The organism is Micromonospora sp. WMMD735, assembly GCF_049178995.1.
Taxonomy (GTDB): Bacteria; Actinomycetota; Actinomycetes; order Mycobacteriales; family Micromonosporaceae; genus Micromonospora; species Micromonospora wenchangensis.
Map to the genome: position 1 here is coordinate 1,701,665 of NZ_JBMHMJ010000002.1, position 24,887 is coordinate 1,726,551.

Here is a 24,887-nt window from a genome sequence, read left to right on the forward strand (position 1 = left end):
CGTCGTCCGCGGTGTGCCGGTCAGGCGATCGCGGACTTGCAGGCGGCGAGGAACTGCTCGGCGGCCTGTTCCGGGGTGGCGCGCTGGTACTGGACGTTCTCGGCGGCCTTGACCAGCTCGGACTTGACCTTGCTGTGTCCCTTGATGGGCACCTGCGGCGACTGGCCGAACTTCTGCGCCAGCTCGGTCTCGACCTGGATGGACTGCTTCATCGCCGGGTCGGTCACCGTCTGGCTGACCGTGGCCCGCAGGTCCATGTTGGACGGCAGGCCCCGGTCGGTGCCGAGCAGGGCCACCGCCTCCGGGTCGTTGGCCAGGAAGTTGATCACGTCGACGGCGGTGTCCCGGTGCTTGCTGCCCTTGAACACCGACCAGTACATCGACGCACGGGCCCACTGGGCGCTCGGGTCACCGGGGTAGGCCACCACCCCCAGCTCGTCCTTGGTGTTCTTCTTCAGGTCGGGCATCTGGTTGACCCAGACCCAGGAGGTCGCGGCCTTGCCGGTGACCACGAGCTGCTTGGTCACGTCGCTGGCGTTGCCCTCGTGGATCACGTCGGCGGTGGGGGTGGCGCCCCGGTCCCGGGCACCCTTCCACAGGGTGAACCACTTGGTCACGTCCTCGGCGGTGAACCCGAGGTCCTTGCCGTTGTAGAGGTCCTTGCCCTGCTGGCGCAGCCAGATCCAGAACGCCTTGTAGTCGGCGCTCGGGTCCTGGGTGCCGGGGATCTTGGCCTTCCTGGCCACCTGCTCGGCCCAGGCGATGTGCTCCTCCCAGCTCTGGCCGGTGGTCGGCTCCGGGAGGCCGTTCTTGGTCAGCAGGGTCTTGTTGTAGACCAGGCCCTGGGTGTTCTCGCCGGCGGCCACCCCGGCCAGCTTGCCGTCGACGACGCCGTACTCCAGCAGGCTCTTGGGGAACTTCGACACGTCGAGCTTGCCGGAGTCCTGGTAGCTCTTGAGGTCGAGCACGGTGCTGCGGCCGGCGTACTCGGCCAGGTAGTTGTCGTCGATCTGGAACAGGTCCGGCGGGTTGCCGCCGGCGGTGAGGGTGGCCAGCTTGTCGAAGTAGCCCTGGTTGGCCTGCCAGGTCTTCTCGAACGTCACGTTCGGGTGCTTCTTGGTGTAGAGGGCGAGGGCGTCCTCGGTGAGCTTGGCCCGCGCCTCACCGCCCCACCAGAAGACGGAGAGCTTGACCTGGCCGTCGTCACCGGCGGAGTCGTCGCCGCAGGCCGCCGCGCCGAACATCAGCGGTACGGCGACAGCGGTGGCGAGCACGCCGCGCAGGAATCGACGACGGGGCACGGGGGTACGGTGGTGCGGTTCGGCCGGCGTGCCGGCGGTGGGGGACGTTGCGGGGTGCATGCGCTCACTCCTCGGGTTAGGAGGCGACGACGCCACCGGTGGTCACGGTCGGGCCGCCCGGGTCCGCAAGGCGATGCGGACCCGGGCCATCCGGATCGGAACCGGGACGGGATCGACCGGGTACGGGTCCGGTCGAGTCGCGAATGACCAGTTCGGTCTGGAGCATTACCTGTGCGGTGGTACGACGGTCGCCGACGGCCGCTGCCCGTCCCCCGCCGCGCGGGCGCGGGTCGGAGTCGTGTTGCAGCAGCATGTCGACGGCCGTCCGGCCGGCGGCCGCGGTTGGCGTGGCCACCGTCGTCAACTTGGGGCGGGTGAGTCGGCTCAGCGCGATGTCGTCGACGCCGACCACGCTGACGTCCTGCGGTACCCGGATGCCGAGCTGGTCGAGCCCCTCGATCAGCCCGATCGCCATCAGGTCGTTGTAGGCGAGCACGGCGGTGACGCCGCTGTCGCGTACCCGGGCGGCCAGCTCACCGCCGCCGGTCTCGGTGGGCGGGTTGGGCCCGAGCACGGTCAGCTCGGCCCCGCCGGAGCGGGCGGCGGCGCCGGCCGCCCGGCGCATCTGCTGGTGGGTCCAGGAGCCGCGCGGCCCGCCGAGCAGGGCGATCCGCCGGTGGCCGAGGCCGAGCAGGTGCTCGATCGCGGCGCGCGCCCCCTGGCCGACGTCCATCATCACGCAGGGCAGGCCGGTGACCTGCCGGTTTATCACCACCACCGGAACTTCCCGGCTGACCTGCTCGATCAGGCCGTTGCTCATCCGGGGGCTGCACAGCAGCACCCCGTCGACCTGCTTGGCCAGCGCGTGGACCAGCTCCTCCTCGGCGGCCGGGTCCTCGTTGGTGTCGGCCACGAAGACGTGGTAGTCGCGGTGCCGGGCCTGCCCCTCGGCCGCCTTGATCAGCGGCGGGAAGAACGGGTTGGCGATGTCGGCGATGATCAGGCCGATGTTGTGGGTCCGGCCGGTGATCAGGGCGCGGGCGGCCCGGTTGGGTCGGTAGCCGAGGTCCTCGGCGCAGGCCAGCACCCGGCCCCGGGTCTCCGGGTTGACCAGGTGCGGTGCCGAGAAGGTCCGGGACACCGTGGAGATGTGCACGCCCGAGGCCCGCGCGACGTCGCGGATGGTGGCTGGCACGGGCGGCCCTCTCGTCGATGGTGTGGTCGGGGTCACGTGGGTGCCGCCAATTAATGCAAACGGTTGCTCCACTGTCAACGGGAGTTTGTTGCAGGTCGATTGCGGGGGCGCTCCTACCATGCCCCCTTATGCGCATGAAACGGTATCTATGCCACGGGATTGGCATCGATCGTTGACGTGCTCTTCACCGACGTGGTTTCTTCACTGCAAACCTTTGCAGCCACGGGAGGTCCACGGATGCCACCACCAGCCACGTCACGCCGACGGCACGCCCTCGTCGGCACCGGGGCGCGGGCGGAGATGTTCGTCCGGGCCCTGGTCACCGCGCACGCCGACACCGCCGAGCTGGTCGCCTTCGCCGACGTCAACCAGACCCGGATGGACGCGCACAACCGGTGGCTGACCGAGCTGGGCCAGCCGGCCGTGCCGACGTACCCGGCCGCCGACTTCGCCACCATGCTCGCCGAGGAACGGGTCGACGTGGTGCTGGTGACCAGCGTCGACGTCACCCACGACGAGTACATCGTGGCGGCCCTGCGGGCCGGCTGCGACGTGGTCACCGAGAAACCGATGACCGTGGACGCGGAGCGCTGCCGGCGCATCCTCGACGCGGTCGCCGAGACCGGCCGGCAGGTCACCGTCGCCTTCAACTACCGGTACAACCCGTTGCACGAGCAGGTCAGAAGGCTGCTCGCCGACGGCGCGGTCGGCGAGATCGGCTCGGTGCACTTCGAGTGGCTGCTCGACGTGCGGCACGGCGCGGACTACTTCCGCCGCTGGCACCGGGACAAGGCCAGCTCCGGCGGGCTGATGGTGCACAAGGCCAGCCACCACTTCGACCTGGTCAACTGGTGGCTCGACGCCACCCCGGTCGAGGTGTACGCCGCCGGCCGGCTGTTCTTCTACGGCGACGAGGGCCGCCGGCACGGCTACGCCCGCGACTACGACCGGGCGCACGACTCCCCCGCCGCCGCCGACGACCCGTTCGCCCTGCGGCTGGCCGACCACCCCCGGTTGCGCGAGCTGTACCTCGACGCCGAGGCCGAGGACGGCTACCAGCGCGACCGCAACGTCTTCGCCCCCGGGGTCACCATCGAGGACGACATGGCGGTGCTGGCCCGCTACTCCACCGGCGCGACGATGACCTACCACCTCACCGCCTACGCCCCCTGGGAGGGCTACCGGGTGATGGTCAACGGCAGCCGGGGCCGCCTGGAACTGGAGGTCACCGAGAGCGACTTCGTCAGCCCGGCCGCCGCCGGTGCGCTCAAGGGGGCCGCCCTGCACGGCGACGAGGCCGCCGCCGAACACGGCGAGGCCACCCTCACCCTGCGCCCGTTCTGGGCCCCGCCCACCCGGATCCCGGTCGAGGGCTACACCCGGCAGGGCCACGGCGGCGCGGACGTCCGGATGACCCGGGTGATCTTCGGTGGCGAGCCGGACCCGCTGGGCCGGGCCGCCACCGCCCGCGACGGGGCGCTGGCCCTGCTCACCGGGCTGGCCGCCAACCGCTCCTTCGACACCGGCGCGCCGGTCCGCGTCGCCGACCTGCTCACCCTGCCCTGACCGGGTCGGCCCCGCCGACCCCGTCCCGAACCGCCGACCCTCCGCCCGTACCCGAGGAGTCCTCCGACGTGCCGACCTCTCCCGACCTGCTCCTGCCGACCGACCCGGGCGTCCGGGCCATCGCCCGCGAGCTGTACGCCCTCGCCGGCCCGCAGCCGATCATCTCGCCGCACGGGCACGTCGACCCGGCGCTGCTGGCCGAGGACCGGCCCTTCCCGGACCCGGCCCGGCTGCTGATCGTGCCCGACCACTACCTCACCCGGATGCTGCTCAGCCAGGGGGTGCCGCCGGCCGAACTGGGCGTGCCCAGCGTCGACGGCAGCCCGGTGGAGACCGACGGCCGGACCATCTGGCGGCGCTTCGCCGCGCACTGGCACCTGTTCCGGGGCACCCCGTCGCGGCTGTGGCTGGAACGCACCTTCAGCGAGGTGTTCGGGGTGGACACCGCGCTCACCCCGGCCACCGCCGACGCCGTCTACGACGCGCTGGCCGCCCGGCTCGCGGAGCCGGAGTTCCGGCCCCGGGCGCTGTTCACCAGGTTCCGCATCGAGGTGCTCGCCACCACCGAGTCCCCGCTGGACGACCTCGCCGCGCACGCCAAGCTCGCCGCCGACGGCTGGGGCGGGCCGGGCGGCCGGGTGGTCACCACCTTCCGCCCCGACAACGTCGTCGACATGGAGTTCGACGGCTGGGCCGACAACGTGGCCCGGCTCGGCGAGGTGGCCGGCGTCGACACCGGCACCTACGCCGGCTACCTGGACGCGCTGCGGGCCCGCCGGGCGGCGTTCGTCGCGGCCGGCGCGACCTCCTCCGACCACGGCCACCCCACCGCCCGGACGCTGGTGCTCGACGCCGACGAGGCGGCGCGGCTCTACGACCGGGGCCGGCGCGGGCTGGCCGACGCCGCCGACGCCGAGGCGTTCCGGGCGCACATGCTGGTGGAGTTCGCCCGGATGTCGCTCGACGACGGGCTGGTGCTGCAACTGCACCCGGGCGCGGTGCGCAACCACAACCGCCAGTTGTACGCCTCCCACGGCCGCGACGTCGGCGGGGACGTCCCGCACGCCACCGAGTACGTGCACGCGCTGGCCCCGCTGCTCGACGCGTACGGAAACGACCCGCGCCTGCGGGTGGTGCTCTACACCCTCGACGAGTACACCTTCACCCGGGAGCTGGCCCCGCTGGCCGGCGGCTACGCCGCGCTCTACCTCGGCGCGCCCTGGTGGTTCCTGGACTCCCCGGAGGTGCTGCGCCGGTTCCGGGAGGCGGTCACCGAGTCCGCCGGGTTCTACAACACCGCCGGGTTCGTCGACGACACCCGCGCGTTCTGCTCCATCCCGGTCCGCCACGACGTGGCCCGCCGGATCGACGCCGGATTCCTGGCCCGTCTCGTCGCCGAGCACCGGCTGAGCGAGGACGAGGCCGCCGAGACGGTCGTCGACCTGGCGTACCGGTTGCCCAAGAAGGTCTTCAAGTTCGAGGGGTCCGCATGAGCACCACGATCACCGCCGTCGACGTGCACGACGTCCGGTTCCCGACGGCGGCGGCCGGCGACGGCTCCGACGCGATCAACCGGGGTGACTACTCGGCCAGCTACGTCGAGCTGCGCACCGACGACGGCCCGACGGGCGCCGGGTTCACCTTCACCAACGGCCGGGGCAACGAGATCACCTGCGCGGCGATCGAGGCCCTCGCCCACCACGTCCGGGGGCGCACCGTCGCCGAGATCGCGGCCGAACCGGTGGCGTTCTGGCGCTCGCTGACCGCCGACGTGCAGCTGCGCTGGCTGGGGCCGGAGAAGGGGGTCATCCACATGGCCGCCGGGGCGCTGGTCAACGCGGTCTGGGACCTGCGGGCCAAGCTGGCCGGCAAGCCGATGTGGCGCTACCTCGCCGAGCTGTCCACCGACGAGCTGGTCGCCAACATCGACTTCCACCACATCACCGACGCGATCACCCCCGACGAGGCGGCCACCCTGCTCGACAAGGGACTGGTGGGGGCTGCGGAGCGGCTCGCCGTGCTGGAGCAGGACGGGTTCCCGTCGTACACCACCTCGGTGGGGTGGTTGGGGTATCCGGACGACAAGGTGCGGGCGCTGACCCGCGAGGCGTACGCCCAGGGGTGGCGGGCGATGAAGATGAAGGTCGGCGGCCCGCCCGCCGACGACCTGCGCCGAGCCCGGATCATCCGGGCCGAGATCGGCCCGGACGCGCTGCTGATGATGGACGCCAACCAGGTGTGGGACGTCGACGAGGCGATCACCAACATGACCGCGCTGGCCGAGGTCGACCCGTACTGGATCGAGGAGCCGACGCACGCCGACGACATCCTCGGTCACGCCCGGATCGCCCGCGCGGTGACCGCGTCGACCGACGGCCGGTGCCGGGTCGCCACCGGCGAGGTCGCCGCCAACCGGGTGATCTTCAAGCAGCTGCTCCAGGCCGAGGCGATCGGGGTGATGCAGATCGACGCCTGCCGGGTCGCCGGGGTCAACGAGGTGCTGGCCGAACTGCTGCTGGCCGCGAAGTTCGGGGTGCCGGTCTGCCCGCACGCCGGTGGCGTCGGCCTCTGCGAGTACGTGCAGCACCTGGCGATCTTCGACTACCTGCGGGTCGGCACCAGCCTGGACGGGCGGATGGTCGAGTACGTCGACCACCTGCACGAGCACTTCGTCGACCCGGTCCGCACCCGGGGCGGCCGGTACCTGCTGCCCACCGCCCCCGGCTACAGCGCCACCATGCGCCCCGAGTCGATCGCGCGGTTCCGGTTCCCGGACGGCCCGGTGTGGCGGTGAACGGGGGCACCGACCGGCTGGGCCTGGCCACCCTGAGCCGGCTGCCCGAGCAGAGCCGACCGCTGATCCGGCCGGGCACCGTGCCGGCCGGCATCGTCCACCTCGGACTCGGCGCGTTCCACCGGGCCCACCAGGCGGTCTGCACCGAGGCGGCGGTCGACGCGGCCGGCGGCGACTGGGGCATCGTCGGCGTCGCCCCGCGCAGCACCGACCTGGTCGAGGCGCTCGCCGCCCAGGACGCCCTGTTCAGCGTCACCACACTGGCCGCCGACCGGTCCGCGACCCGGGTGGTCGGCGCGCTGGCCGGGGTACGGCACGCGGCCAGCGACCCGGCGGCGGTGGTGGCGCTGCTGGCCGACCCGGCGATCCGGGTGGTGACGTTGACGGTGACCGAGAAGGCGTACCGGCTCGACCCGGTCTCCGGGGCGTTGCGGGCCGACGACGCGCTGACCCTCGACCTGACCACCGACCGGCCCCCGGTCACCGTCCCCGGCCTGCTGGTGCGCGGGCTGCTCGCCCGCGCCGCCGCCCAGGCGGGGCCGATCGCGCTGGTCAGCTGCGACAACCTGCCGTCCAACGGGCGTCGGCTGCGCGGCCTGGTGCAGCAGTCGCTGGCGCTGGCCGGGGTGCCGGACGCCGTCCAGGACGCCCTCGCCGGGCAGGTGAGCTTCCCCGGCACGATGGTGGACCGGATCGTCCCGGCCAGCACCGCCGCGACGCTGGCGGACGCCCGCGCCGCGCTGGGGGTCACCGATCTGGCGGCGGTGGCCGCCGAGCCGTACCTCCAGTGGGTCGTCGAGGACGACTTCCCCGGTGGACGGCCCCGGTGGGAGCGGGCCGGCGCGGTGCTCACCACCGACGCCGGCCCGTGGGAGCGGCTGAAGCTGCGCGGCCTCAACGGCGTCCACTCGGCGGTGGCCTACCTGGGGGCGGTCGCCGGCTGCGAGACGATCGCGGACGCGCTGGCGTTGCCCGGCCTGACCGACGTGCTACGCCGGTTCGTCGCCGACGACGTGGCCGCGAGCTTCACCCCGCCCGGGGGGACGACCGTCGTCGGGTACGGCGACGAGGTGCTGGCCCGGTTCGCCAACCCGGCGATCCGGCACCGCACCCTCCAGGTGGCGATGGACGGGTCGCAGAAGCTGCCGCAGCGGGTCCTGCACACCGCCGCCGACCTGCGTGCCCAGGGCCGACCGGCGTACTGGTCGGCGCTGGTCGTGGCGGCCTGGCTGCGGTTCCTCGACGGGCGGGCCGACGACGGCACGGTGCTGCCGCTCGACGACCCGCTGGCCGACCGGATCACCACCGCGCTCGCCACCGCCGGGGACACCCCCGCCGGCACGGTGGAGGCACTGTTCGCCCTGTCGGAGGTCTTCCCGGCCGCGCTCGCCGACGACGACGGGTTCCGTACCGACGTCACCGGTTGGTTGGGCGCGCTGCGTACCCACGGGGTGGCGGCGGTCCTGGCCGGTGCGGCGTGACCGCCCCGGTTCCGCCGGCCCCCGTTGGTGGGCCCACCACGCGGGACGCTCCGGCCGGGTCCGCCGCGACGGCCGTGCCCCGGGTGGCGATCGTCGGCGCGAACGGGCACGGCCGCTGGCACCGGCGCAGCGTCGCCGGGCTGCACGCGGCGGGACGGCTGCGGTTGGTGGCGCTGGTCGACGTGCGGCCGATCGAGGACGAGCCGGCCGCACCGGTCCCGCCCGGGACCACCGTGCACACCGACCACCGGGAGATGCTCGCCGCCGCCCGCCCGGACGTGGTGATCGTCTGCACCCCGCCGCACACCCACCTGCCGATCGCCCTGGACGTCCTCGCCGCCGGTGCCGACCTGCTGCTGGAGAAGCCGCCGGTGCTGTCCACCGCCGAGCACCGGACGCTGGCCGGGGCGCTGGCCGCGACCGGCCGGGCCTGCCAGGTCGGTTTCCAGGCGCTCGGCTCGATGGCGCTGGCGCAGCTGTCGGCCGCCCTCGAACAGGGCCGGCTGGGCACCGTCACCGGCATCGGCACGGTCGCCTGCTGGCAACGCCCCGACGGCTACTACGCGCGGTCCCCGTGGGCCGGCCGCCGCAGCCTGCACGGCCGGCCGGTGCTCGACGGCGCGTTGGCCAACCCGCTGGCGCACGCGGTGATGCAGTGCCTGGCGGTCGCCCGGACGGTGACCGGCGTGCCGGTACGGCCGGCCCGCATCGAGCTGGAGCGCTACCGGGTCCGCCCGATCGAGGTCGACGACACCGCCACGGTGCGGATCGTCACCCCGGGTGGGCCGCCGATCGTGGCGGCGGTGACGCTGGCCGGGGAGGACTTCGTCGCCGGGGAGGTGATCGTCACCGGCACCGCCGGGCGGGCGGTGCTGGAGTACCCGACCGACCGGTTGCTGCTGCCCGGCGACCCGCACCCCCGGGAGGTGCCGGGGCGGCGGGGGCTGCTGGAGAACCTGCTCGCCCACCGCGCCGACCCGGCCGGCACCCCGCTGATCGCCCCGCTGGCCCGCACCGCGCCGTTCACCGCAGTGCTGGAACAGGTGCGGCAGGCCCCCGAACCGACCCTGCTCGGCGGCGACCTGGTCACGGTCACCGGCAGCGGGCCGCAACGGGTCGTGACGGTGCCCGGGATCAACGCGGCGCTGCGCCGGGCCGCCGGGCAGGGGGCGCTGCTGTCGGAACTGGCGGTGCCGTGGGCGGTGCCGCCGGTGCGGATCCCCCTGGCGGCGCTGGACGACTGACGCACCATCCACCACCACCCTGCGGAGATTCCCATGCGTCCACGAACCACCGGGGCGGCCCTGGTCGCCCTGTCCCTCCTGCTGACCTCGGGCACGGCGGCACACGCCGCACCCGGCCGGACCGCCGACGGGGTACCCCGGGCGGTCGAGCGAGTGGCCCGGCAGACCCTGCCGGCCGGCGACGGCTGGGCGTCCGAGGGCCCCGGCACCACCGGCGGCGCGGCGGCAACGCCGGACCATGTCCACCTCGTCCGCAGCCGGGCCGACCTGGTCCGGGCGCTGGGCGGCGACAACGCCACCAACAAGAGCAACGCCACCCCGAAGGTGATCGTCGTGGACGGCACCGTCGACGGGTTCACCGCCGACGACGGCCACCTGCTCGGCTGCGCCGACCTGGCCGACCCGGAGTACAGCCTGGCGGCCTACCTGGCCGCGTACGACCCGGCGGTGTGGGGCATGGTGCCGCCGACCGGGGCGCTGGAGGCCGCCCGGGTGCGGTCGGTGGCCAACCAGACCCGGCAGACGCAGATCAACGTCGGGCCCAACACCACCATCGTCGGCCGGGGCGGGGCGGTCCTCACCGGGCTGACCCTGATGATCGACGGGGCCAGCAACGTCATCGTCCGCAACCTGACCTTCGACGACGCCCGGGACTGCTTCCCGGCCTGGTCCCCCACCGACGGCGCGACAGGCAACTGGAACTCCCAGTACGACCAGGTCTCGGTGCGCCGCAGCGAGCACGTCTGGGTCGACCACAACACCTTCACCGACGGCGACAACCCGGACAGCGGGCAGCCGGTGTACTTCGGCCGGCCCTACCAGGTGCACGACGGGTCGCTCGACGTCACCCACACGGCCAGCCTGGTGACCGCCTCGTACAACCGGTTCACCGGGCGGGACAAGCTGATGCTGATCGGCTCGTCCAACACCGTCGGGCCGGACGTCGGCCGGTTGAAGGTGACGCTGCACCACAACCTGTTCGACCGGGTGCTCCAGCGGCTGCCCCGGGTCCGGTTCGGCCAGGTCGACGTCTACAACAACTGGTACCGGCTGGCCGGCGACGACTTCGCGTACGCGATCGGGGTGGGCGTGCAGTCCGCCGCGTACGTGGAGAACAACTTCTTCACCCTCGGTGCCGGCATCGCCGCCGGCGACCTGCTGTACGACTGGGGTGGCACCGCCGTCACCACCCGGGGCAACTGGGTGGACGCGCCCGGCGCGCTGCCCCGCCCGGTCGACCTTGTGGCCGCCTACAACGCGGCCCACGACCCGGACCTGGGCGGCGACGCCGGGTGGACGCCGGCCCTGCGCGCGCCGCAGGCGGTGCCCGCGCCGCTGGTGCCGCTGGTGGTGGGGCCGTTCGCCGGGGCCGGTCGACTGCCGCTGTGAGCCGCCTGCGTCGGGCCGTGCCGTCCGTCGGCGCGGCCCGACCGCGGGGTCACCTCGGCAGGGTGAGCACCTCCGCGCCCTCGGGCGTGATGGCGATCGTGTGTTCGCTGTGTGCCGTGCGGCAGCCGGTGGCGCTGCGCAGCGTCCAGCCGTCGGCGTCGGTGACGAGGGTGGCGGTGTCGGCCATGACCCAGGGTTCCAGGGCCAGCAGCAGGCCGGGACGTAGCCGGTACCCGCGACCGGGCCGGCCGGTGTTGGACACGTGCGGGTCCTGGTGCATGGTGGACCCGACGCCGTGCCCGCCGAACTCGGTGTTGACCGGGTATCCCGCCGCGTGCAGGACCGTGCCGATGGCGTGCGAGAGGTCACCGACGCGTGCGCCCGGTCCGGCGGCGGCGATCCCGGCGCGCAGCGCCCGCTCGGTGGCGTCGATCAGCGCGACGCTCTCCGGGGGGCGGGTGTCGCCCACCAGGAAGCTGATCGCCGAGTCGGCGACCACGCCGCCGAGGGAGACGGCGAGGTCGAGGGAGAGCAGGTCGCCGTCGGCGAGGTGGTGGTCGTACGGCAGTCCGTGCAGCACCGCGTCGTTGACCGAGGTGCAGATGTAGTGGCCGAACGGGCCCCGGCCGAAGGACGGCGCGTAGTCGACGTAGCAGGACGTCGCCCCGGCGTCGACGATCATCTGCTGCGCCCACGCGTCGATCTCCAGCAGGTTGGTGCCGACCACGACGCGGCCCTTCAGCGTCTGGAGGATCTCGGCGACCAGCGCGCCGGTGTCCCGCGCGCGCCGCACGTCGGTGGGGTTCAGGATCTCGATCATGCGGTGCCTTCCGTGGACCACCAATAAGTATCCCGGCCATGTTATCCCGGTACTAGAATCGCAGCCATGGTCAGGTTGCCGCTCACCCCCGCCGAGGTCGCCCGCGGACGACGCCTCGGCGCCCTGCTGCGCCGCGCCCGGGGCCAACGGTCGATGCTCGGCACCGCGCTGGCCGCCGGGCTGTCCCCGGAGACCCTGCGGAAGATCGAGTCCGGTCGGGTGGCCACCCCGGCGTTCCCGACCATCGCGGTGCTCGCCGACGTCCTCGGCCTCTCCCTCGACGCGGTCTGGTCGGAGATCAACCAGTCCGACGGCGGGATCACCGTGCCCGACCCCGGCGAGCGGCTGGCCTCGTAGCCCCCCGACGCCTGCCGGGGGTGCACCCCCACCGGGCCGACCGGGAGCCCCCTGCCCAGGGGTGGTGCCCGGCGGCGGGCCGGGACAGGGAGAATGGCCGGGTACGGTCGGGCTGCCGACCCCGGACGACGACGATCAGCGGGAGGTGGACCCGGGTGGCCGGTGGACGCGACGTCGGCGCGGACCGGCCCGAGCCGGCGGCCGGCCCCCGTCCGACGGACGACCCGACCGGCACGGCGCTGCGGGCCGGCACCCCGGAGCCACCCGCCGACCCGGCAACCCGCGCCGGCACACCGCAGGTCGACCCGGTCGAGAAGGCCGGCACCGCGCCACTGGCAGACCCGGTAGCTCAGGCCGGCACGAGCGGTGAAGGCGGTGCGCCGTCGGCGTTCCGGACGGCGCTGGCCGCCGATCCGGCCCAGCTCTCCCCCGCCCGGGAGGCGCTGCGGGCGTGGCTCACCGGGGCGGGCGTCGACGAGGCGGACGTGGAGGTGGTGCTGATCGCCGTCGGGGAGGCGTGCGCCAACGCCATCGAGCACGGCTACCGGTTCGCGCCCGGGGCGAGCGTCACGGTGTCGGCCCGGCTGCGCGCCGGGCGGCTGGAGGTCGAGATCCGCGACACCGGCGGCTGGCGACCGGGCCCGTCGCAGGGCGGCGACCGGGGCCGGGGCCGACTGATCATGGCCCGACTGATGGACGAGGCCCAGCTCGACGGCACCCCCGACGGGACGACGGTTCGCCTGGTCAAGCACCTTTCCGGCCGGAAATGACGTGGTCACATGCCCGACGACGGGGTCGGACCGACAGTGAAGATCGGCTATAAGTAGGCGATGGAGTTCCCGCCGTACCTCGCCACCATGCCGATGCACGCGATCACCGAGCTGCACGGCGAACCGGGCCTGCTCGCCCGGTTCCGGCTGGAGTTGCCGGCCTTCGCCGCGGCCGACCGGGAGCGGCTGACCGAGGCTCTCGACCTGGCCGCCGAGCTGCACCGCCACGACCGGCGCTCCCGCGAACCGTACCTCAATCACCTGCTGCGGGTGGCGATCCGGATGATGCACCACTACCAGGTGCGCGACCCCGACGTGATCGTCGCCGGGCTGCTGCACGACGCGGTGGAGGACCACCCGGGCGAGCTGGCCGGCGCGGGGGCGGCCGACCCGACGGCGGCGGCACTGGCCGCGCTGGCCGACCGGTTCGGCGACCGGGTGGCCCGGCTGGTCGCCGCGGTCACCAACCCGGTGTACGACCCAGAGCGCGACCCGCACGTGCAGTACCGTGAGCACGTCGCGGCCAGCCTGGACCGGGAACCCTGGGCCCGGGTCATCAAGGTCTCCGACTTCACCGACAACGGGGTGGGCGTGGTCTACGCCGTCGGGCCGAAGGTGGCCCGCTCGGCGGCGAAGTACCGGCCGCTGGTGCCGGTCTACCGGGAGCTGATCGCCCGGCCGGACACCCCGCTGTCGGCACCGGTGAAGCGGCACATCTTCGCCCAGCTCGACCTGGCCGAGGAGCGGTTCAGCGCGATCCTCGACCACCCCAACTGACCCCGCCCCCTGCCGCGACGGTAGGCCAGCGGGGTGCGCGGGCCGGCGGCGCGACGCGGACGCTCAGCGCAGTGCGCCGCCGGGCGGGACGGCCACCCCGCCACCACCGAGAACGGCGTGCAGCCGGTGCCGCAGGTCGGGCAGCCGCTGCGGGGTGTCGCGCAGCAGCAGGCAGACCGGCTCCCGGGCGCCGGCCGCCACCCCACCCACCACGTCGAGCAGCGTGCCGAGCTGACCGGGTGGCTCGTCGGCCAGCAGCAGGCCGGCATCGGTCACCTCGAGGGTGAGCGGGCCGGCGTCGAGCCGGTCGGCCAGCACGTCGGCGAGGGCGTCCCAGTTGCGGCCGAAGTGGCCGGGCAGGCCGAGGGCGTCGGTGAGGGCGTGGAACAGCGCGGGGCGGGTGCGGGCCGCCGCCCCGGCCACGGTGACCGACGGCGTCGGGTGCCCCGCCGGCCGGGCCTCGTCGGTCACCCGTAGCCAGCCCGGCTGGCGCTGTCCGGTCATGGTGCATCCTCCTGCTCGACGGGGCGGGCCGGCGGACCGGCCCGCCCCGGGTGGTCCTCGGTCAGATCCGGTAGAAGTTCGCGTAGTGGTCGGGGGAGAACCAGGTCGCCCCGCTGCTCCTGTTCACCACGATGCGGTACGCGTCGCGCGCCGCGCCGGAGACCCGCGGGTAGACGTCGTACTCGTAGTAGGTGGCGCCGGCGGGGAGCTGCCCCTCGTAGTTGTGGAACTGGCCGCCGGCGAAGTTCGACAGGCCACCGCTCCAGGAGTACCAGCCCCGGCTGGTCGGGAAACCCTTGCCCGACCAGCCGGAGCGGGCGGTGCGGGCGTCCGCGCAGCGGGACATCGTGCAGGAGCCGTAGACCGCCGCCGACGCGGGGTCGGTCAGCCTCGGGGCCACCACGGACGGCCCGACGAGCAGCGCGGCGACCAGGGCGGTCAGCAGCGCGAGGAGGCCCGGCAGGCGGCGGGCCCGGGTGCCCGGGGTCGGGGCGGTGGCGGGGGTGACGGGGTTCGCGGGAGTGCTCAACGGGTCCTCCGGATCGCGGGGGCCGACAGGAATGCATCGATCGGGATGGTTATCCCGATCAGCCACATTCTGGCGGGAGGCGAACCCCGCCGACCAGAGGCCAGCCTCGCAACCGTGGATGAACGCGCCATGATCGGCACGCCACCGACTGTTGAAATGCCCGGTGGGCGCAGACCGGGACCGGGCGGCTCCGTCGGCCGCCCGGTCCCGGTCGGGGTCAGCAGCCGATCCGGCTGGTGCCCAGGGCGACGTCGTCGTACCAGAGGGTGTCCGCGCCCTCGCCGTAGCTCTCCCAACCCAGCTTCAGGTCGGTCAGCCGGGGACGCCAGGTGCGGTTGAGCCACTGGCTGTCGATGTCGTGGGTGGGCACCCCGTCGGCGGTCAGCCCGGTGACGGCGGTGCCGTCGAGCCAGGTGCGCAACTGCCCCTGGTTGCCGTCGACCATGAACTCCAGGCACGTCCAGCGCCCGGTGGGCAGCGGCACGCTCAACGCCACCCCGGACGGGCTCTGCTCGGGCAGGGTCGCGTCGTCGGAGGCCCGGTTCCACTGCAACGCGCCGTTCTGGCCGCCCATCCGCAGGTCCTTGTTGCCGTCGGCGGCGTCGGTCATGGCCATCATGGTGACGTGCTGGGTGGGCAGTGCCGTGGTGTGGCGCAGCCAGATCCGGCCGTACCGGAGGGTGCCCACCGCGCTGAGATCCCTGGTGGAGCGCACGAAGACGTGGTTGCAGTAGCCCTGCGCGCCGTCGATGCGCAGCGACCGGCCGCCGCTGTGGGTGGTCGCCGTGTCCACCGAGGCCCGGCCCGTTCCGGAGCAGTCCGGGTTGACCACGCTCCAGTCGCCGGACGGCGTCGTGCCGGTCTGGTTCTCGAAGCCGTCACAGAGCACCGCACCGGCACACCCGGCCGGCGGCGGCGTGGTGGGTGGCGGCGTCGTGGGAGGCGGGGTGGTGGGCGGCGGAGTCGTCGGGGGTGGCGTGGTCGGCGGAGGCGTGGTCGGGGGCGGGGTCGTCGGCGGAGGCGTCGTGGGGGGCGGGGTCGTGGGCGGCGGGGTGGTGGTCGGCGGCGGAGCGCCGTTGCACGGTACGCCGTTGAGCGTGAACCCGGTCGGCGCGGCGGAACCCGAGGTGCTGGTGCCCTGGACGCCGAACTCGGTGGAGCCGCCGGCCGGGACGCTGCCGTTCCAGGCGGCGTTGCGGGCGGTGACCGTCGTACCGGACTGGCTGACCGTGGCGTTCCAGCCGCCGGTGATCCGCTGGCCGCCCGGGTAGGACCAGGTGACGGTCCAACCGTTCAGGGCGGTGTCGCCCGGGGAGACCCGGACGTTGGCGGTGAAGCCGCCGCTCCACTCGTTGGGCTGGTAGTCGATCCGGCAGCCCTGGGCCGCCGAGGCGGTGCCGGCGAGCACGGTGGTGACGGCCGCGGCCACCGTGGCGGTGGCGGCCACGACGGCGGTGATACGGGTACGGGAGATCCTCACAGGGGTCCTTCCGGCTGGCCGTCGGTGTGGACCGACGGCGCGGGAGCAGTGACGTCGCTCGCGCGTCGACGCGCCGTGTCGGCACGTGGACAACAGCCCGGCTCAGGCCCAACAGCCGCCCGGCAACTCGGCGGCACCCGGACCCAATGTAGTGATGGTTGCCTATGGAAACAAGTCCACCCGCAGCGGAGTCGGTTCCACACGCGGCACCGGACGGTGGAAGTGTCACGGTTGATTCACCGCTGCCGGCGTGACAGGCTCCGCCCATGTCACCCTCGGTGAATCCGTGGTGCCCGCGACCGCACGGGGTGGCCGGCGCCGGTGTCGGCCGGCGATGAGGTTCGGACAGCGCTGCAGCCGACTCGACCGGCAGGAGTGTGCCGCGCTCATCGCCGCGGCGACCACGCTCGGCGGCACGGCGCACCTTGCCTGGCGGCTGGACCCTGACGCCGTCGACCCGGGGTTCGCGGTGCTGTCGAAGCGGCTTCTGGAGGACCGCCGCGCCGGGCGCACCTTCGTCCTCCCGGGGGCCGTGCGCTCCTGGTTGCCGCTGCGGTACGCCGATCCGGACGCCGCCTTCGCGCTGGCGCTCGTGCTGTTGTGGGCGTACGGAACCCGGTCCCACAGTGACCGGGCCGGACCCGATCACGTGGATGTCGCCCTGTGGCACTTACGGATGCTGCTGCCGTCGGATCTCCACGGTGCCCTACCGGCCATCGCCGCTGCCTGTGCCGCGCACCGGGCGTCGCTGCGGGCGACGGCCCAGGTGGATGACGAGGTGGTGCGGCGTTAACGCCGTACGCCCAACGCCCGCTCCAGGTGCATCAGCAGCAGGAACGGACGGGCCCGCTGGGCGGCCCGCCGCCAGGTGAGGGCGCGGAGTCCGTATTTGAGGACGACGGTGGCCGGCACACTCGCACCGAGCACGTCCCAGACGACCTCCTCGACGGCCTGGTGCGCCACCCGGGGGCGGGCGAACTCGGCCACCGTCTCCCGGTACCGGCGGGCGATCTCCCGCGCCGTCGCCTCCGGGGTCAGCACCGGGTCGTAGCCCTGGGACACCGCGAGCAGGGACTCGTCCAACAGGCGACGGAAGTCGGCGTGGTACCGGCGGGACTCGACGATCTGCGGGACGGTCAACTGGTCCAACGAACCGAGCTGAAGCTGCCCGAGGACGTTGCGCACGACGGCGGCGTCGAAGCGTTCCGCCGGTGGCCGCGCCACGCTGGTGGCGAGTTGTGCGCCGACGGCGGGGTTGGCGAGCAGCCCGTCCTGCTCGAGTTCGGACGAGATCACCAATGAGGCCATGTGGTTGCGCAGGCTGACGATCTCGGCCGCGCCCTGTCTGAGGACCGGGCGGCCGGCGGCCACGCTACGGTACGCCTCCTCGCGGATGCCCCGCATCACCTCGTCCATCCGGATCAGGTTCTCGCGGAGTCGTCCCTGCGCGAGAACCAGGTCCGCCCGTCTGCCGGTCGGTACACCACGTCCCACCCGCACCCGGCCGGCGTCGTCGACCTCGTACTCGTGCCCCCAGAGCCGCAGCAGGCCCGCCTCGTGCAGTTCGTCGACGCGACGGTTGATCTCGGCAGCCCGCTGCCGGTGGCTCGCGGCGATCTCGAAGGAGGCCCGCAGCACGACCTGGTCGGAGAAGAAGAGCACCGACTGGAGGACCTTGTCGATCGTCCGGGCATCGATCACTCCACTGTCCAGCAGCGTGAGGGACCGGTTCACGCCGACCCCGCCAGGTACGTGAGGTAGTCGACCTCGTACAGGTGGGCGCTCCACGAGTGGTGGCACAGACGACTGCCGGTAAGGCCCAGTTCCAGGGCGGCGTCGGCGGCGAGCTGGGCGAAGGTGAGCAGCTCCGGTACCAGGCCGACCCACACGTCGACGCTGCGTGCGGTCAGGAAGAGCACGAGGTCGTCGCCGACGATGCGCATCGCGCCGCCGACCGGCGACACCGGGAACCGACCACCGAGATCCTCGTCCGGACGCCAGAGGGAGAACACCGCCGACCGGCTGTGTTCGTCGCGGCGCAGCTGCTCCACCGCCTGCGCGAACTGGTCGATCGGCGGGCCGTCACCGTCGGCCCAGCGCCGCAGCCGCTGGTACAGCAGCGATGTCTGCCGTTGGTCACCGAAGATCCGGTCCCGGTAGTCCTTGATCAGCTCGGGATACAGGTAACCCGGTGGCGGGGTGAGGTCCGCCGGATTGCGCAGCCAGACGGTCAGGCCCGGGATGTCGAAGGACACGCCGTGCCGGGTGGCGATCCTGGTGGGCTGCTGGCGCGCGAACAGCGCGACGACCTGCTGCCAGGCGGCGGCGACGGTCGGGGCCTCAATCTCCATCCGCCACCGTTCCCCGCCGTTGGAGTATTCGATTGGACTGGTAGAACGACTCCACGCTGCCCCGCTCCCACCAACCGTCCAGCTCCGGCCGGACGATCAGCTCGGGCCGGTGGAACGGCACCACGGACGAATCGAGCTTCCCGCCCGGCTCGTCGGCCGTGCCGCCGCCGCCACGCCGCAGGCGCACCAGCCGGTCACCGGCGAACCAGGTGCCGAGCCGGACCAGGACCCGACGCACGGCCACGTCCTGGAGATGGTGGCCGGCACCCCGCTGGCTGGCGTAGTCGAGTCCCGACAGCACGTCGGACGGGTCCCGGTCGTAAACGTCGCGGGCGGTCCGGACCAACCGGTGCCGCAGGTCGGGATCGTCGTCGAGCCGCCGGTGGTAGGCGTCCTCGTAGAGGCAGAGTGCGGCCTCCCAGGGGTGGACGAGCGTGCCGACGCGCCAGACGAGTCGCCATCGTCCCGAGCCGAACTCCGTCTCCCACGCCGCCATCCGGTCGCGCCGCCGGGCTCCCAGGTGACCCGGACGGTCCACGTCCACCCAGCCGTCGTCATCGACGCACGGCACGGTCACGGCGCGCCCGCCGGGGCGGCGCAGAAGCTCGGCATGTCCAGCGCCGGTAGCGACGACACGTCGAGAGGGCCGGGCGCGGTGAGGGGTGGAGTACGAGCGACGAGACACACGTCGGTCGCCAGCAGGGGTACGTCGTGGTCGAGCCCGTTCGCCGTCAGGGTCTCGCCGGAGGTGACCAGGAGCACCCCGCCCCCGCCGGGATCGGCCCTGATCACCCCTTCCGTCGAGCCGTGCAACGGCACCACCCGCGCGGCGCGCAGGGCGGGACTGGTCACCGCCCATGCCCGGGTGATCGCGGGGTACTCGGTCCAGAGGGTGTGCACCGCGCGTCCTGCCACCGTGCAGAAGGTGACGAAGGAGGTGCGGATCGGCGGTAGCGCCCACATGAACAGCGGCCGCGCGTGTGTCAACGACCATTCGACACAGGCGTCATAGCCGCCGATGCCGAGGTCAGCTGCGCCGGAGGCGACCAGTTGCGGCACGTCGAAGCCACGGCAGCGGATGATCGCGTGGTCGGCGGACCGGTGCCACAGCTTACGGGGATGTTCCTGGGCCAGGGCGGGGAACAGCTCCTCGACGAGGGCCGCGACCGGTGCGTGCAGTCGGCTCGACGGGGCCGGGGCGGCGATGATCATGAAACGCCGTCCCGTGGCGCCCGGTCGATCTGCTGCACCTTCTCACCGATCTCGGTGACCGGCACGACGGCGTCGACCAGGGCCCGCACGGCGAACTCGGTCGGCTCCTCCGAACAGAGCACCACCTTGTCGAGGGCGCGCGCGTAGCCCACCTCAAGGCAGACACTGACCCCTGCGTAGCCACCGCTGGTGATCACATAGACGGCGTCGGACCTGGCGACCTTGGCGAGGAACTCGTGGGTCAACCGGGCCTTGTCCGACTCCCCGACCACGACATGTTCCTCGTTGTAGTCGAATCGAGGGGTGTAGACGGTGAGCCCCCGCGCCCGCAGGGTGTCGGCGGCACGCTGCGCCAGATCGTAGAACTTGGAGCTGCTGCACACCGTCACCGAACTGATCATGAGATTCTCCATTTGTCCTTTATGGGAGTTTTGGGCTAGAAATATGTACCAAATGTCTGGGTACATCCAGATAGCGCGCGCCGAGTTCGCGGAGCAGAATCTGCTCCCACATCAGCGAAGGCGACTCACCTCCCGGGTCGGGAAGACCCCGTCGGTCGGCGAGGACCGGGTAGTCGAGATGGAAGGGACGCACCGCCAACCGTCTCGGCAATGCGGGGTCGATCGCGGCCAGTTCCTCGAAGAGGGACTCCAGATGTGCCACCGTCCAGTCGTTGGCACCCACCGCCGGGAAGACGTCGAAGCCCAACTCGATGGCGACCTCGAGACCACGCCGGATCATCGGCCAGGCGGCGTCGCCCGGCGGGGAGTGCAGGGTGCCGTGCACCTTGATCCGGCGCAGGGCGGCCCGCTCGTCCGCGTCGAGCGACAGCCTGCCCTCCTGCCAGGCGTACGGCAGGGCGGAGAGGTTGGACTCGACCTTGAGCACCGCGACGTCGAGCAGGCCCCGCTGTCGCATCTCCCGGTGGACACCGAGAACGAGACCGGGTGCCAGCAACGGCTCGCCCCCGCTGAGCCGCAGTAGGCTCAGTCGACGCCCGGCGTCAGTCGCGGCGTGCCGCAGTTCGACGAACTCCTCGACGACCCGCTCGGCGGTGGTGACGAAACTGTCCCGGCCGGCGAGGTGGGGAAAGTCGACGTAGCAGTACGCGCAGCGGAAGTTGCAGGCGGCGACGTGGGTGATGGCCGCCAGGTTGTGCTCGCTCCAGTGGCCGCCCAACTCGGCGGCGACGGTGACCGGGCTGTCCGACAGGTTGGCCACGTGCCGCAACGCGGCGAACTCGGGCAACGACGTGGGCAGCCGCATCCTGTCCCGTTTGACCGGGGTGAACAGTCGGAACTGCCGGTTCTGCACCCCACCCAGCGCCGTACGGGTGAGGTCGGTGAAGGCGAAGTCCCCACCCCCGACGTTGACGATCCGATGGGATCGCACGAGCATCGGCCGGTCATCCGACGAACGGCCGTTCATCTCACTGATCCGCTGTGGACGGTCATCTCACCGCTCGTCTTCGAACAGCGGCTCCAGGTGCTTCAGCAGCACCGCGGTACTGACGTTGCGCGGCAGGTCCAGCCGCAGATCGACACCGGGGCCCTTGACGGTCAGCACCACCGTCGCCCGTTCGTCGCGCAGTCGCCAGTTGCGGATCGCACCCACCAGCGCACCCAACTGGGGCTGGAGTCCGGCGAGGGTGGCCAGATTAGCCAGCACGGCGGTCCCCTCGATCGCGAGGGTGAGAGCGGAAAGATCACGCACTCCCTCGTAGGGCAGGTCGATCTCGTCGAACACGTCCGCCGGCAGCAGAAGTTTCACACTGGTCATTGCTCACCCCTCGCAAGCGCCGCGATCCGTTCCTGGACGGCCGCGTCGAGTGGGTGCAGGCTTCCCGAGGCCGGCGCGCCGGAGAAATAGCCCTGCACGTGGTGGATGCCGAGGTCGTAGATCTGCTGGAGACTCACCGGCGCCTCCTCGTCGTAGCCCTCGACGATGACGGTCCTCGGAGAGGGCGCGTGCCCCTGGTCGCTGGCGTACCGGGCCACCCGTGCCACCAGCGCCAGTTCGTCCACCGCCAGGGGATGGTGCAGGATCTCCCGATCCACCTTGATCTGGGTGAGCCGCAGCTCCGCCATCCGGGCCAGCGAGGCGTGACCCACCCCGAAGTCATCGACCGCGAAGTTGATGTGCAGGTCACGGGTGAGCGCGGTGAGCCGGTGGTGGAAGTACACGAGCGGCTTCTGGCACCAGAGTTCGCCGGGACCCGGAATGATCTCGTCCTGCTCGGATATCTCCAGGGTCAGCGTGCGCGGCGACAGCCTCGCCTCGGCCAGTGCCTTGGTCACCTGGTGCAGATAGGCGTCGCTGAGCAACGAACGCACCGCCACGTTGACCGACAGGGGTTTGGTCCCCTGCCACTGCGCGACGCCATCGGCCTCGGCATACGAGTGGATCGCCCTGGCGGCCAGCAGGGCGTCGCGTTCGACGATGAAACGGTCACCCCAGTCATACGCCATGCGCAGGGCCGGCAGTGGCGCGCGGCTCTCCCGTTCGTTACGGCGGGCCAGGGCCTCGAAACTGTGGATGCTCACCCCGGCGGCACGCAGACCCAACTCGACCACCGGCTGGAACACCATGGTCATCGACGAGACCAGCTGCCGGTAGAGGCTGAACGCGTAGTCGTACAGCATGGCGGGCAGGCGTCCGTACGCCGTTCGCAGCGCCGTCAGGACGATCATCTCCGCCTCTACCGGGTCACCGAAGAGGTCGGATTCCCAGACCGCGCGCAGCATCACCGCCAGGGGTTCCCCCATGTCCAACTGCGCCAGGGCGGGATCGACCACGACGAGAGCGACGACCCGCTCGTCGGAGTGGGACACGGGGACACAGAGCATCCGTCGCCGTGGCCCGTGCGAGATGATGTGGCCCGGCATGGTGGTCCGGTACCGGCCGGCCTCGACGGCGGCGAGATCCAGCATCGGCTGGAGCAGTTCGCGGTCGAAGCGGGGAGTCGCGCTCACCGTCTTGCAGTCGGTGCCGACGAACTCCGCCACCGCCACCGACTCGGCGTCCAGGGCGTACCGCAGGAGTTCCACCCGTTCGGTCTGGTCGCCCTGCTGGCTGTGGTGTGACGGCCGGTTCTCGGCCCGGAACATCCGGCCCAGCAACTGCATGATCGAGTTGCTCTGGTCGTCCAGGGGATTCTTGCAAGGGCGGGTCGTGCCCGGTTTGGCCGGAGCGTTCAACGCCAGCCGCTCGTGCCGGGACACCGGTGGCTGGGTCAGCACGGTGGTCGGTCCCCACGTCGTCACCCACTGCGACGGCGGCGGTTCCATCCCCTGTGCGGCCACGAACGCCGCCATGTCCGCGAACGACACCCGCTTCAACTCGTCCGCCGCCGCACCCCGCAGCGCCCGCAGCACGTGGTGGGTCAGCACACCGTGCCCGTACTCCTCGCTCTCCCGGGCGACCGCCCCCCGGGGGCAGGCGAGCAGTGCGCTGTGCCGGTCGACGTGGGTGCGGTAGGTCTGCATCGCGGCAGCGTGCCGCCGGTCGGCATCGGCGTAGATCCCCGCCTGGCAGCAGTCGAGCACGAGGAACGAGGTGCCCGCGAACGCCTCGAAGACGTCCCGCTTGAGAAACGACATCCGCAGCCCGCTCTCCGGTTCCCGACGCAGGGACTCCGGGTCGAGATCGGCGGTGACCAGGTACGCGTCGAGCTGGTCGCTCCAGTCCGGCACCAACGCGTGCCCGGCGAAGTAGACCAGTAGGACATCCGATGGCTCGGACTCGACAGCGATGTCGCGCAGGTGCGCCTTGATGCTCTTCGAGGTGGCCTTCACTCCGGTGAACAGTGCAACGTCACCGTCCTGAAAGGTGCCGTTGTCCTCGTCGAGGAGCACACGACGGAGTGCCTGCACATCACTCTCGGCGAATTTGAGCGCCGGCATCTGCACGTTGTTTCCGCAGTGGTTGACTCCGATCAGGACAGCCTGTCGTTTGCTCGGCGCCATGGCACACCCCCGGAACTGACCCGTCGTGCGGTCACGGCGTGAAACCGTGTCGACACAGAAGGCGACCTTATCGGCTGGCGTTGACCTCCTTGTCCGAGCAGACAGTCAGATATCCGTCATTCACTGTGGATCGGCACGTGGTCGAGTCTTTCCTGTCGACTTCGGACATCGATGATGCCCCACGACCGCCCGTAGGTGGTACCGGTATGGATACTCATTCCGGAGTTTCCGAGAAGCCGGCCGACGAGACGAACGGCTTGCGGTCGGCATCGTGTCGGTAGACCACCCGGAACCCGAGGTGCCGGGCCATCGGCGCCCATCGTGCGGATCTGAACAGGGTCTCGGCACTGTCCACGCGACGACCGTTGACGAGTCGTTCCAGAAGCGTCGTCTCGAACGCCACCGACTCGACCCAGTCGAGATGCTTCGTGAAGCCGCAGACCATCGTGGCTCCGGTCTCCGTCAGGAAGGCCCTCAGGGACGCCTCGGACGCACGCAGGATCGAGCGGCTTCCGAAGTAGAGGCGCTTCCCCCCGCACCGGCCGGACATCCAACCGGCGATGTCGGTCAGGTCGACCGTGTGCTTGCGGAAAGCTGCAGGCTGGTCGGCGTGCCGGGGGATGCGAAGAAGCCGACTTCGTAGGCTGCGTAGCGTCGCGACGACAGCCAGCTGTCGAGGAAGTACCGCAGTTCATCGGCCGTGGCCGTGTCCCGGTGGATGAAGCGGAGCCTCCCGAGCCGTTCGAGGAGTTCCAGCGTGGGTAGCACCGAGCCGCGTTCAGCGAGGTCGGCGTGCCATTCACCCTCCACGCAGAAAACACCGTTGGGTTTGGCCACGTCGAGGTCTCCTCCGGCACCGGGAACAGCCGACGCTAGCCGTCCGGCCCAGGTCCGTGGATCGGCCGATTGGTCCATTGTGGAGTTCGGTGCGATGGACTCCCGGACGGAGCACCACGGGCTGACAGACGCAGTCAGACGCTTGTCGTCCCGGGCCACCCCGCCCGTCTGGTAGGGCCCGGGGATCCCCAGCACGCCGACGGCCGGCCCGAGCACCGGGGGTCCGCTGTCTTCCGGGCAGGACAGGTGCCAGGTCTGGCCGGCGGGGTCCGACAGGTCAGACCCTTCACCGCCGTGCCTCACGCCGGGAGCGCC

General features: G+C 72.1%; 24 protein-coding genes and 1 pseudogene. 10 read left to right on the forward strand and 15 right to left on the reverse strand.

All coding sequences use genetic code 11. The annotated features are described in order from the left end of the window. Nucleotides 1-20: 20 nt before the first annotated feature. Both ACN268_RS07515 and ACN268_RS07520 read right to left on the reverse strand, forming a co-directional pair. Nucleotides 21-1,361 (reverse strand): ABC transporter substrate-binding protein, encoded by a 1,341-nt coding sequence (locus tag ACN268_RS07515; RefSeq protein WP_421482408.1) that lies wholly within the window; start codon nt 1,359-1,361, stop codon nt 21-23. A gap of 16 nt (nt 1,362-1,377) precedes the next feature. Next, on the reverse strand, nt 1,378-2,496 hold the full coding sequence (locus tag ACN268_RS07520) for a LacI family DNA-binding transcriptional regulator (protein ID WP_421482409.1): 1,119 nt from the start codon (nt 2,494-2,496) through the stop codon (nt 1,378-1,380). Nucleotides 2,497-2,733: 237 nt separating this feature from the next. Here ACN268_RS07520 and ACN268_RS07525 point away from each other — a divergent pair, with 237 nt between their 5' ends. The 6 genes from ACN268_RS07525 to ACN268_RS07550 all read left to right on the forward strand — a co-directional run bounded on the left by ACN268_RS07525 (nt 2,734) and on the right by ACN268_RS07550 (nt 10,970). Then, nucleotides 2,734-4,062 carry a Gfo/Idh/MocA family protein gene (locus tag ACN268_RS07525; protein ID WP_421482410.1) on the forward strand — a complete coding sequence of 443 codons (1,329 nt, stop codon included), beginning with the start codon at nt 2,734-2,736 and terminating at the stop codon, nt 4,060-4,062. A 68-nt stretch (nt 4,063-4,130) separates the two neighbouring features. Then, a complete protein-coding gene (gene uxaC, locus ACN268_RS07530) occupies nt 4,131-5,555 on the forward strand; it encodes a glucuronate isomerase (RefSeq protein WP_421482411.1) in 1,425 nt (474 codons plus the stop codon). Continuing rightward, on the forward strand, nt 5,552-6,856 hold the full coding sequence (locus ACN268_RS07535) for an enolase C-terminal domain-like protein (protein WP_421482412.1): 1,305 nt from the start codon (nt 5,552-5,554) through the stop codon (nt 6,854-6,856). Before uxaC ends, ACN268_RS07535 begins: the two co-directional genes overlap by 4 nt. Continuing rightward, a complete protein-coding gene (locus tag ACN268_RS07540; protein ID WP_421482413.1) occupies nt 6,847-8,337 on the forward strand; it encodes a mannitol dehydrogenase family protein in 1,491 nt (496 codons plus the stop codon). Before ACN268_RS07535 ends, ACN268_RS07540 begins: the two co-directional genes overlap by 10 nt. Next, the gene (locus ACN268_RS07545) at nt 8,334-9,581 is read left to right on the forward strand and encodes a Gfo/Idh/MocA family protein (RefSeq protein WP_421482414.1); all 1,248 of its coding nucleotides are present in this window, start codon (nt 8,334-8,336) and stop codon (nt 9,579-9,581) included. The genes ACN268_RS07540 and ACN268_RS07545 overlap by 4 nt, the downstream gene beginning before the upstream one ends. Before the next feature lie 33 nt (nt 9,582-9,614). Beyond that, nucleotides 9,615-10,970 carry a pectate lyase family protein gene (locus ACN268_RS07550; protein ID WP_421482415.1) on the forward strand — a complete coding sequence of 452 codons (1,356 nt, stop codon included), beginning with the start codon at nt 9,615-9,617 and terminating at the stop codon, nt 10,968-10,970. 49 nt (nt 10,971-11,019) lie between these two features. Here the strand turns inward: ACN268_RS07550 and map are convergent, their stop codons facing one another. Then, a complete protein-coding gene (gene map, locus ACN268_RS07555; protein WP_204922983.1) occupies nt 11,020-11,790 on the reverse strand; it encodes a type I methionyl aminopeptidase in 771 nt (256 codons plus the stop codon). A gap of 66 nt (nt 11,791-11,856) precedes the next feature. Here map and ACN268_RS07560 point away from each other — a divergent pair, with 66 nt between their 5' ends. The 3 genes from ACN268_RS07560 (at nt 11,857) to ACN268_RS07570 (ending at nt 13,694) form a co-directional block, all read left to right on the forward strand. After that, complete coding sequence (locus ACN268_RS07560) at nt 11,857-12,147, forward strand: helix-turn-helix domain-containing protein (protein WP_421482416.1); 291 nt, start codon at nt 11,857-11,859, stop codon at nt 12,145-12,147. Nucleotides 12,148-12,302: 155 nt separating this feature from the next. Next, nucleotides 12,303-12,917, forward strand: coding sequence for an ATP-binding protein (locus tag ACN268_RS07565; protein WP_421482417.1), 615 nt, complete (start codon nt 12,303-12,305; stop codon nt 12,915-12,917). 60 nt (nt 12,918-12,977) lie between these two features. Further along, nucleotides 12,978-13,694: an HD domain-containing protein gene (locus ACN268_RS07570; RefSeq protein WP_421482418.1), complete on the forward strand. Its 717-nt coding sequence runs from the start codon at nt 12,978-12,980 to the stop codon at nt 13,692-13,694. Between the two features lie 63 nt (nt 13,695-13,757). Here ACN268_RS07570 and ACN268_RS07575 read toward each other — a convergent pair whose 3' ends face one another. The 3 genes from ACN268_RS07575 to ACN268_RS07585 form a co-directional block, all read right to left on the reverse strand. Then, a complete protein-coding gene (locus ACN268_RS07575) occupies nt 13,758-14,198 on the reverse strand; it encodes a barstar family protein (protein ID WP_421482419.1) in 441 nt (146 codons plus the stop codon). 61 nt (nt 14,199-14,259) lie between these two features. Beyond that, nucleotides 14,260-14,727 carry a ribonuclease domain-containing protein gene (locus ACN268_RS07580; RefSeq protein WP_421482420.1) on the reverse strand — a complete coding sequence of 156 codons (468 nt, stop codon included), beginning with the start codon at nt 14,725-14,727 and terminating at the stop codon, nt 14,260-14,262. Between the two features lie 217 nt (nt 14,728-14,944). Then, the gene (locus tag ACN268_RS07585; protein WP_421482421.1) at nt 14,945-16,207 is read right to left on the reverse strand and encodes a cellulose-binding domain-containing protein; all 1,263 of its coding nucleotides are present in this window, start codon (nt 16,205-16,207) and stop codon (nt 14,945-14,947) included. A 334-nt stretch (nt 16,208-16,541) separates the two neighbouring features. On the opposite strand from ACN268_RS07585, the gene ACN268_RS07590 reads away from it, so the two are divergent. Then, the gene (locus ACN268_RS07590) at nt 16,542-17,000 is read left to right on the forward strand and encodes a hypothetical protein (protein ID WP_421482422.1); all 459 of its coding nucleotides are present in this window, start codon (nt 16,542-16,544) and stop codon (nt 16,998-17,000) included. On the opposite strand, the gene ACN268_RS07595 is transcribed toward ACN268_RS07590, so the two are convergent. The 9 genes and pseudogenes from ACN268_RS07595 to ACN268_RS07635 form a co-directional block, all read right to left on the reverse strand. Next, the gene (locus ACN268_RS07595; RefSeq protein ID WP_421482424.1) at nt 16,997-17,941 is read right to left on the reverse strand and encodes a hypothetical protein; all 945 of its coding nucleotides are present in this window, start codon (nt 17,939-17,941) and stop codon (nt 16,997-16,999) included. The two genes, ACN268_RS07590 and ACN268_RS07595, sit on opposite strands and share 4 nt — an antisense overlap. Next, on the reverse strand, nt 17,938-18,558 hold the full coding sequence (locus ACN268_RS07600) for a thymidylate synthase (RefSeq protein ID WP_421482425.1): 621 nt from the start codon (nt 18,556-18,558) through the stop codon (nt 17,938-17,940). Before ACN268_RS07600 ends, ACN268_RS07595 begins: the two co-directional genes overlap by 4 nt. Further along, nucleotides 18,548-19,135 carry a hypothetical protein gene (locus tag ACN268_RS07605; RefSeq protein ID WP_421482426.1) on the reverse strand — a complete coding sequence of 196 codons (588 nt, stop codon included), beginning with the start codon at nt 19,133-19,135 and terminating at the stop codon, nt 18,548-18,550. The genes ACN268_RS07600 and ACN268_RS07605 overlap by 11 nt, the downstream gene beginning before the upstream one ends. After that, nucleotides 19,132-19,770, reverse strand: a complete 639-nt coding sequence (locus tag ACN268_RS07610) for a hypothetical protein (RefSeq protein WP_421482427.1) — start codon at nt 19,768-19,770, stop codon at nt 19,132-19,134. Before ACN268_RS07610 ends, ACN268_RS07605 begins: the two co-directional genes overlap by 4 nt. Beyond that, nucleotides 19,767-20,171 carry a hypothetical protein gene (locus ACN268_RS07615; protein ID WP_421482428.1) on the reverse strand — a complete coding sequence of 135 codons (405 nt, stop codon included), beginning with the start codon at nt 20,169-20,171 and terminating at the stop codon, nt 19,767-19,769. Before ACN268_RS07615 ends, ACN268_RS07610 begins: the two co-directional genes overlap by 4 nt. Nucleotides 20,172-20,190: 19 nt before the next feature. After that, nucleotides 20,191-21,168 (reverse strand): hypothetical protein, encoded by a 978-nt coding sequence (locus ACN268_RS07620; protein ID WP_421482429.1) that lies wholly within the window; start codon nt 21,166-21,168, stop codon nt 20,191-20,193. A 57-nt stretch (nt 21,169-21,225) separates the two neighbouring features. Beyond that, nucleotides 21,226-21,549, reverse strand: coding sequence for a hypothetical protein (locus tag ACN268_RS07625; protein ID WP_421482430.1), 324 nt, complete (start codon nt 21,547-21,549; stop codon nt 21,226-21,228). Next, complete coding sequence (locus tag ACN268_RS07630) at nt 21,546-23,735, reverse strand: EAL domain-containing protein (RefSeq protein ID WP_421482432.1); 2,190 nt, start codon at nt 23,733-23,735, stop codon at nt 21,546-21,548. The genes ACN268_RS07625 and ACN268_RS07630 overlap by 4 nt, the downstream gene beginning before the upstream one ends. Before the next feature lie 214 nt (nt 23,736-23,949). Continuing rightward, nucleotides 23,950-24,572, reverse strand: a pseudogene (locus tag ACN268_RS07635) (DUF6642 family protein). Nucleotides 24,573-24,887: the final 315 nt, after the last annotated feature.

What these genes read in the sequence shown, in the direction of transcription:
- ACN268_RS07625 (WP_421482430.1), bottom strand. Translation starts at nt 21,549, where the DNA reads ATGACCAGTGTGAAACTTCTGCTGCCGGCGGACGTGTTCGACGAGATC.
- ACN268_RS07560 (WP_421482416.1), top strand. Translation starts at nt 11,857, where the DNA reads ATGGTCAGGTTGCCGCTCACCCCCGCCGAGGTCGCCCGCGGACGACGC.
- map (WP_204922983.1), bottom strand. Translation starts at nt 11,790, where the DNA reads ATGATCGAGATCCTGAACCCCACCGACGTGCGGCGCGCGCGGGACACC.
- ACN268_RS07535 (WP_421482412.1), top strand. Translation starts at nt 5,552, where the DNA reads ATGAGCACCACGATCACCGCCGTCGACGTGCACGACGTCCGGTTCCCG.
- ACN268_RS07615 (WP_421482428.1), bottom strand. Translation starts at nt 20,171, where the DNA reads ATGATCAGTTCGGTGACGGTGTGCAGCAGCTCCAAGTTCTACGATCTG.
- ACN268_RS07575 (WP_421482419.1), bottom strand. Translation starts at nt 14,198, where the DNA reads ATGACCGGACAGCGCCAGCCGGGCTGGCTACGGGTGACCGACGAGGCC.
- ACN268_RS07630 (WP_421482432.1), bottom strand. Translation starts at nt 23,735, where the DNA reads ATGGCGCCGAGCAAACGACAGGCTGTCCTGATCGGAGTCAACCACTGC.
- ACN268_RS07590 (WP_421482422.1), top strand. Translation starts at nt 16,542, where the DNA reads ATGAGGTTCGGACAGCGCTGCAGCCGACTCGACCGGCAGGAGTGTGCC.
- ACN268_RS07620 (WP_421482429.1), bottom strand. Translation starts at nt 21,168, where the DNA reads ATGCTCGTGCGATCCCATCGGATCGTCAACGTCGGGGGTGGGGACTTC.
- ACN268_RS07600 (WP_421482425.1), bottom strand. Translation starts at nt 18,558, where the DNA reads ATGGAGATTGAGGCCCCGACCGTCGCCGCCGCCTGGCAGCAGGTCGTC.
- ACN268_RS07570 (WP_421482418.1), top strand. Translation starts at nt 12,978, where the DNA reads ATGGAGTTCCCGCCGTACCTCGCCACCATGCCGATGCACGCGATCACC.
- ACN268_RS07550 (WP_421482415.1), top strand. Translation starts at nt 9,615, where the DNA reads ATGCGTCCACGAACCACCGGGGCGGCCCTGGTCGCCCTGTCCCTCCTG.
- ACN268_RS07515 (WP_421482408.1), bottom strand. Translation starts at nt 1,361, where the DNA reads ATGCACCCCGCAACGTCCCCCACCGCCGGCACGCCGGCCGAACCGCAC.
- ACN268_RS07610 (WP_421482427.1), bottom strand. Translation starts at nt 19,770, where the DNA reads ATGATCATCGCCGCCCCGGCCCCGTCGAGCCGACTGCACGCACCGGTC.
- ACN268_RS07525 (WP_421482410.1), top strand. Translation starts at nt 2,734, where the DNA reads ATGCCACCACCAGCCACGTCACGCCGACGGCACGCCCTCGTCGGCACC.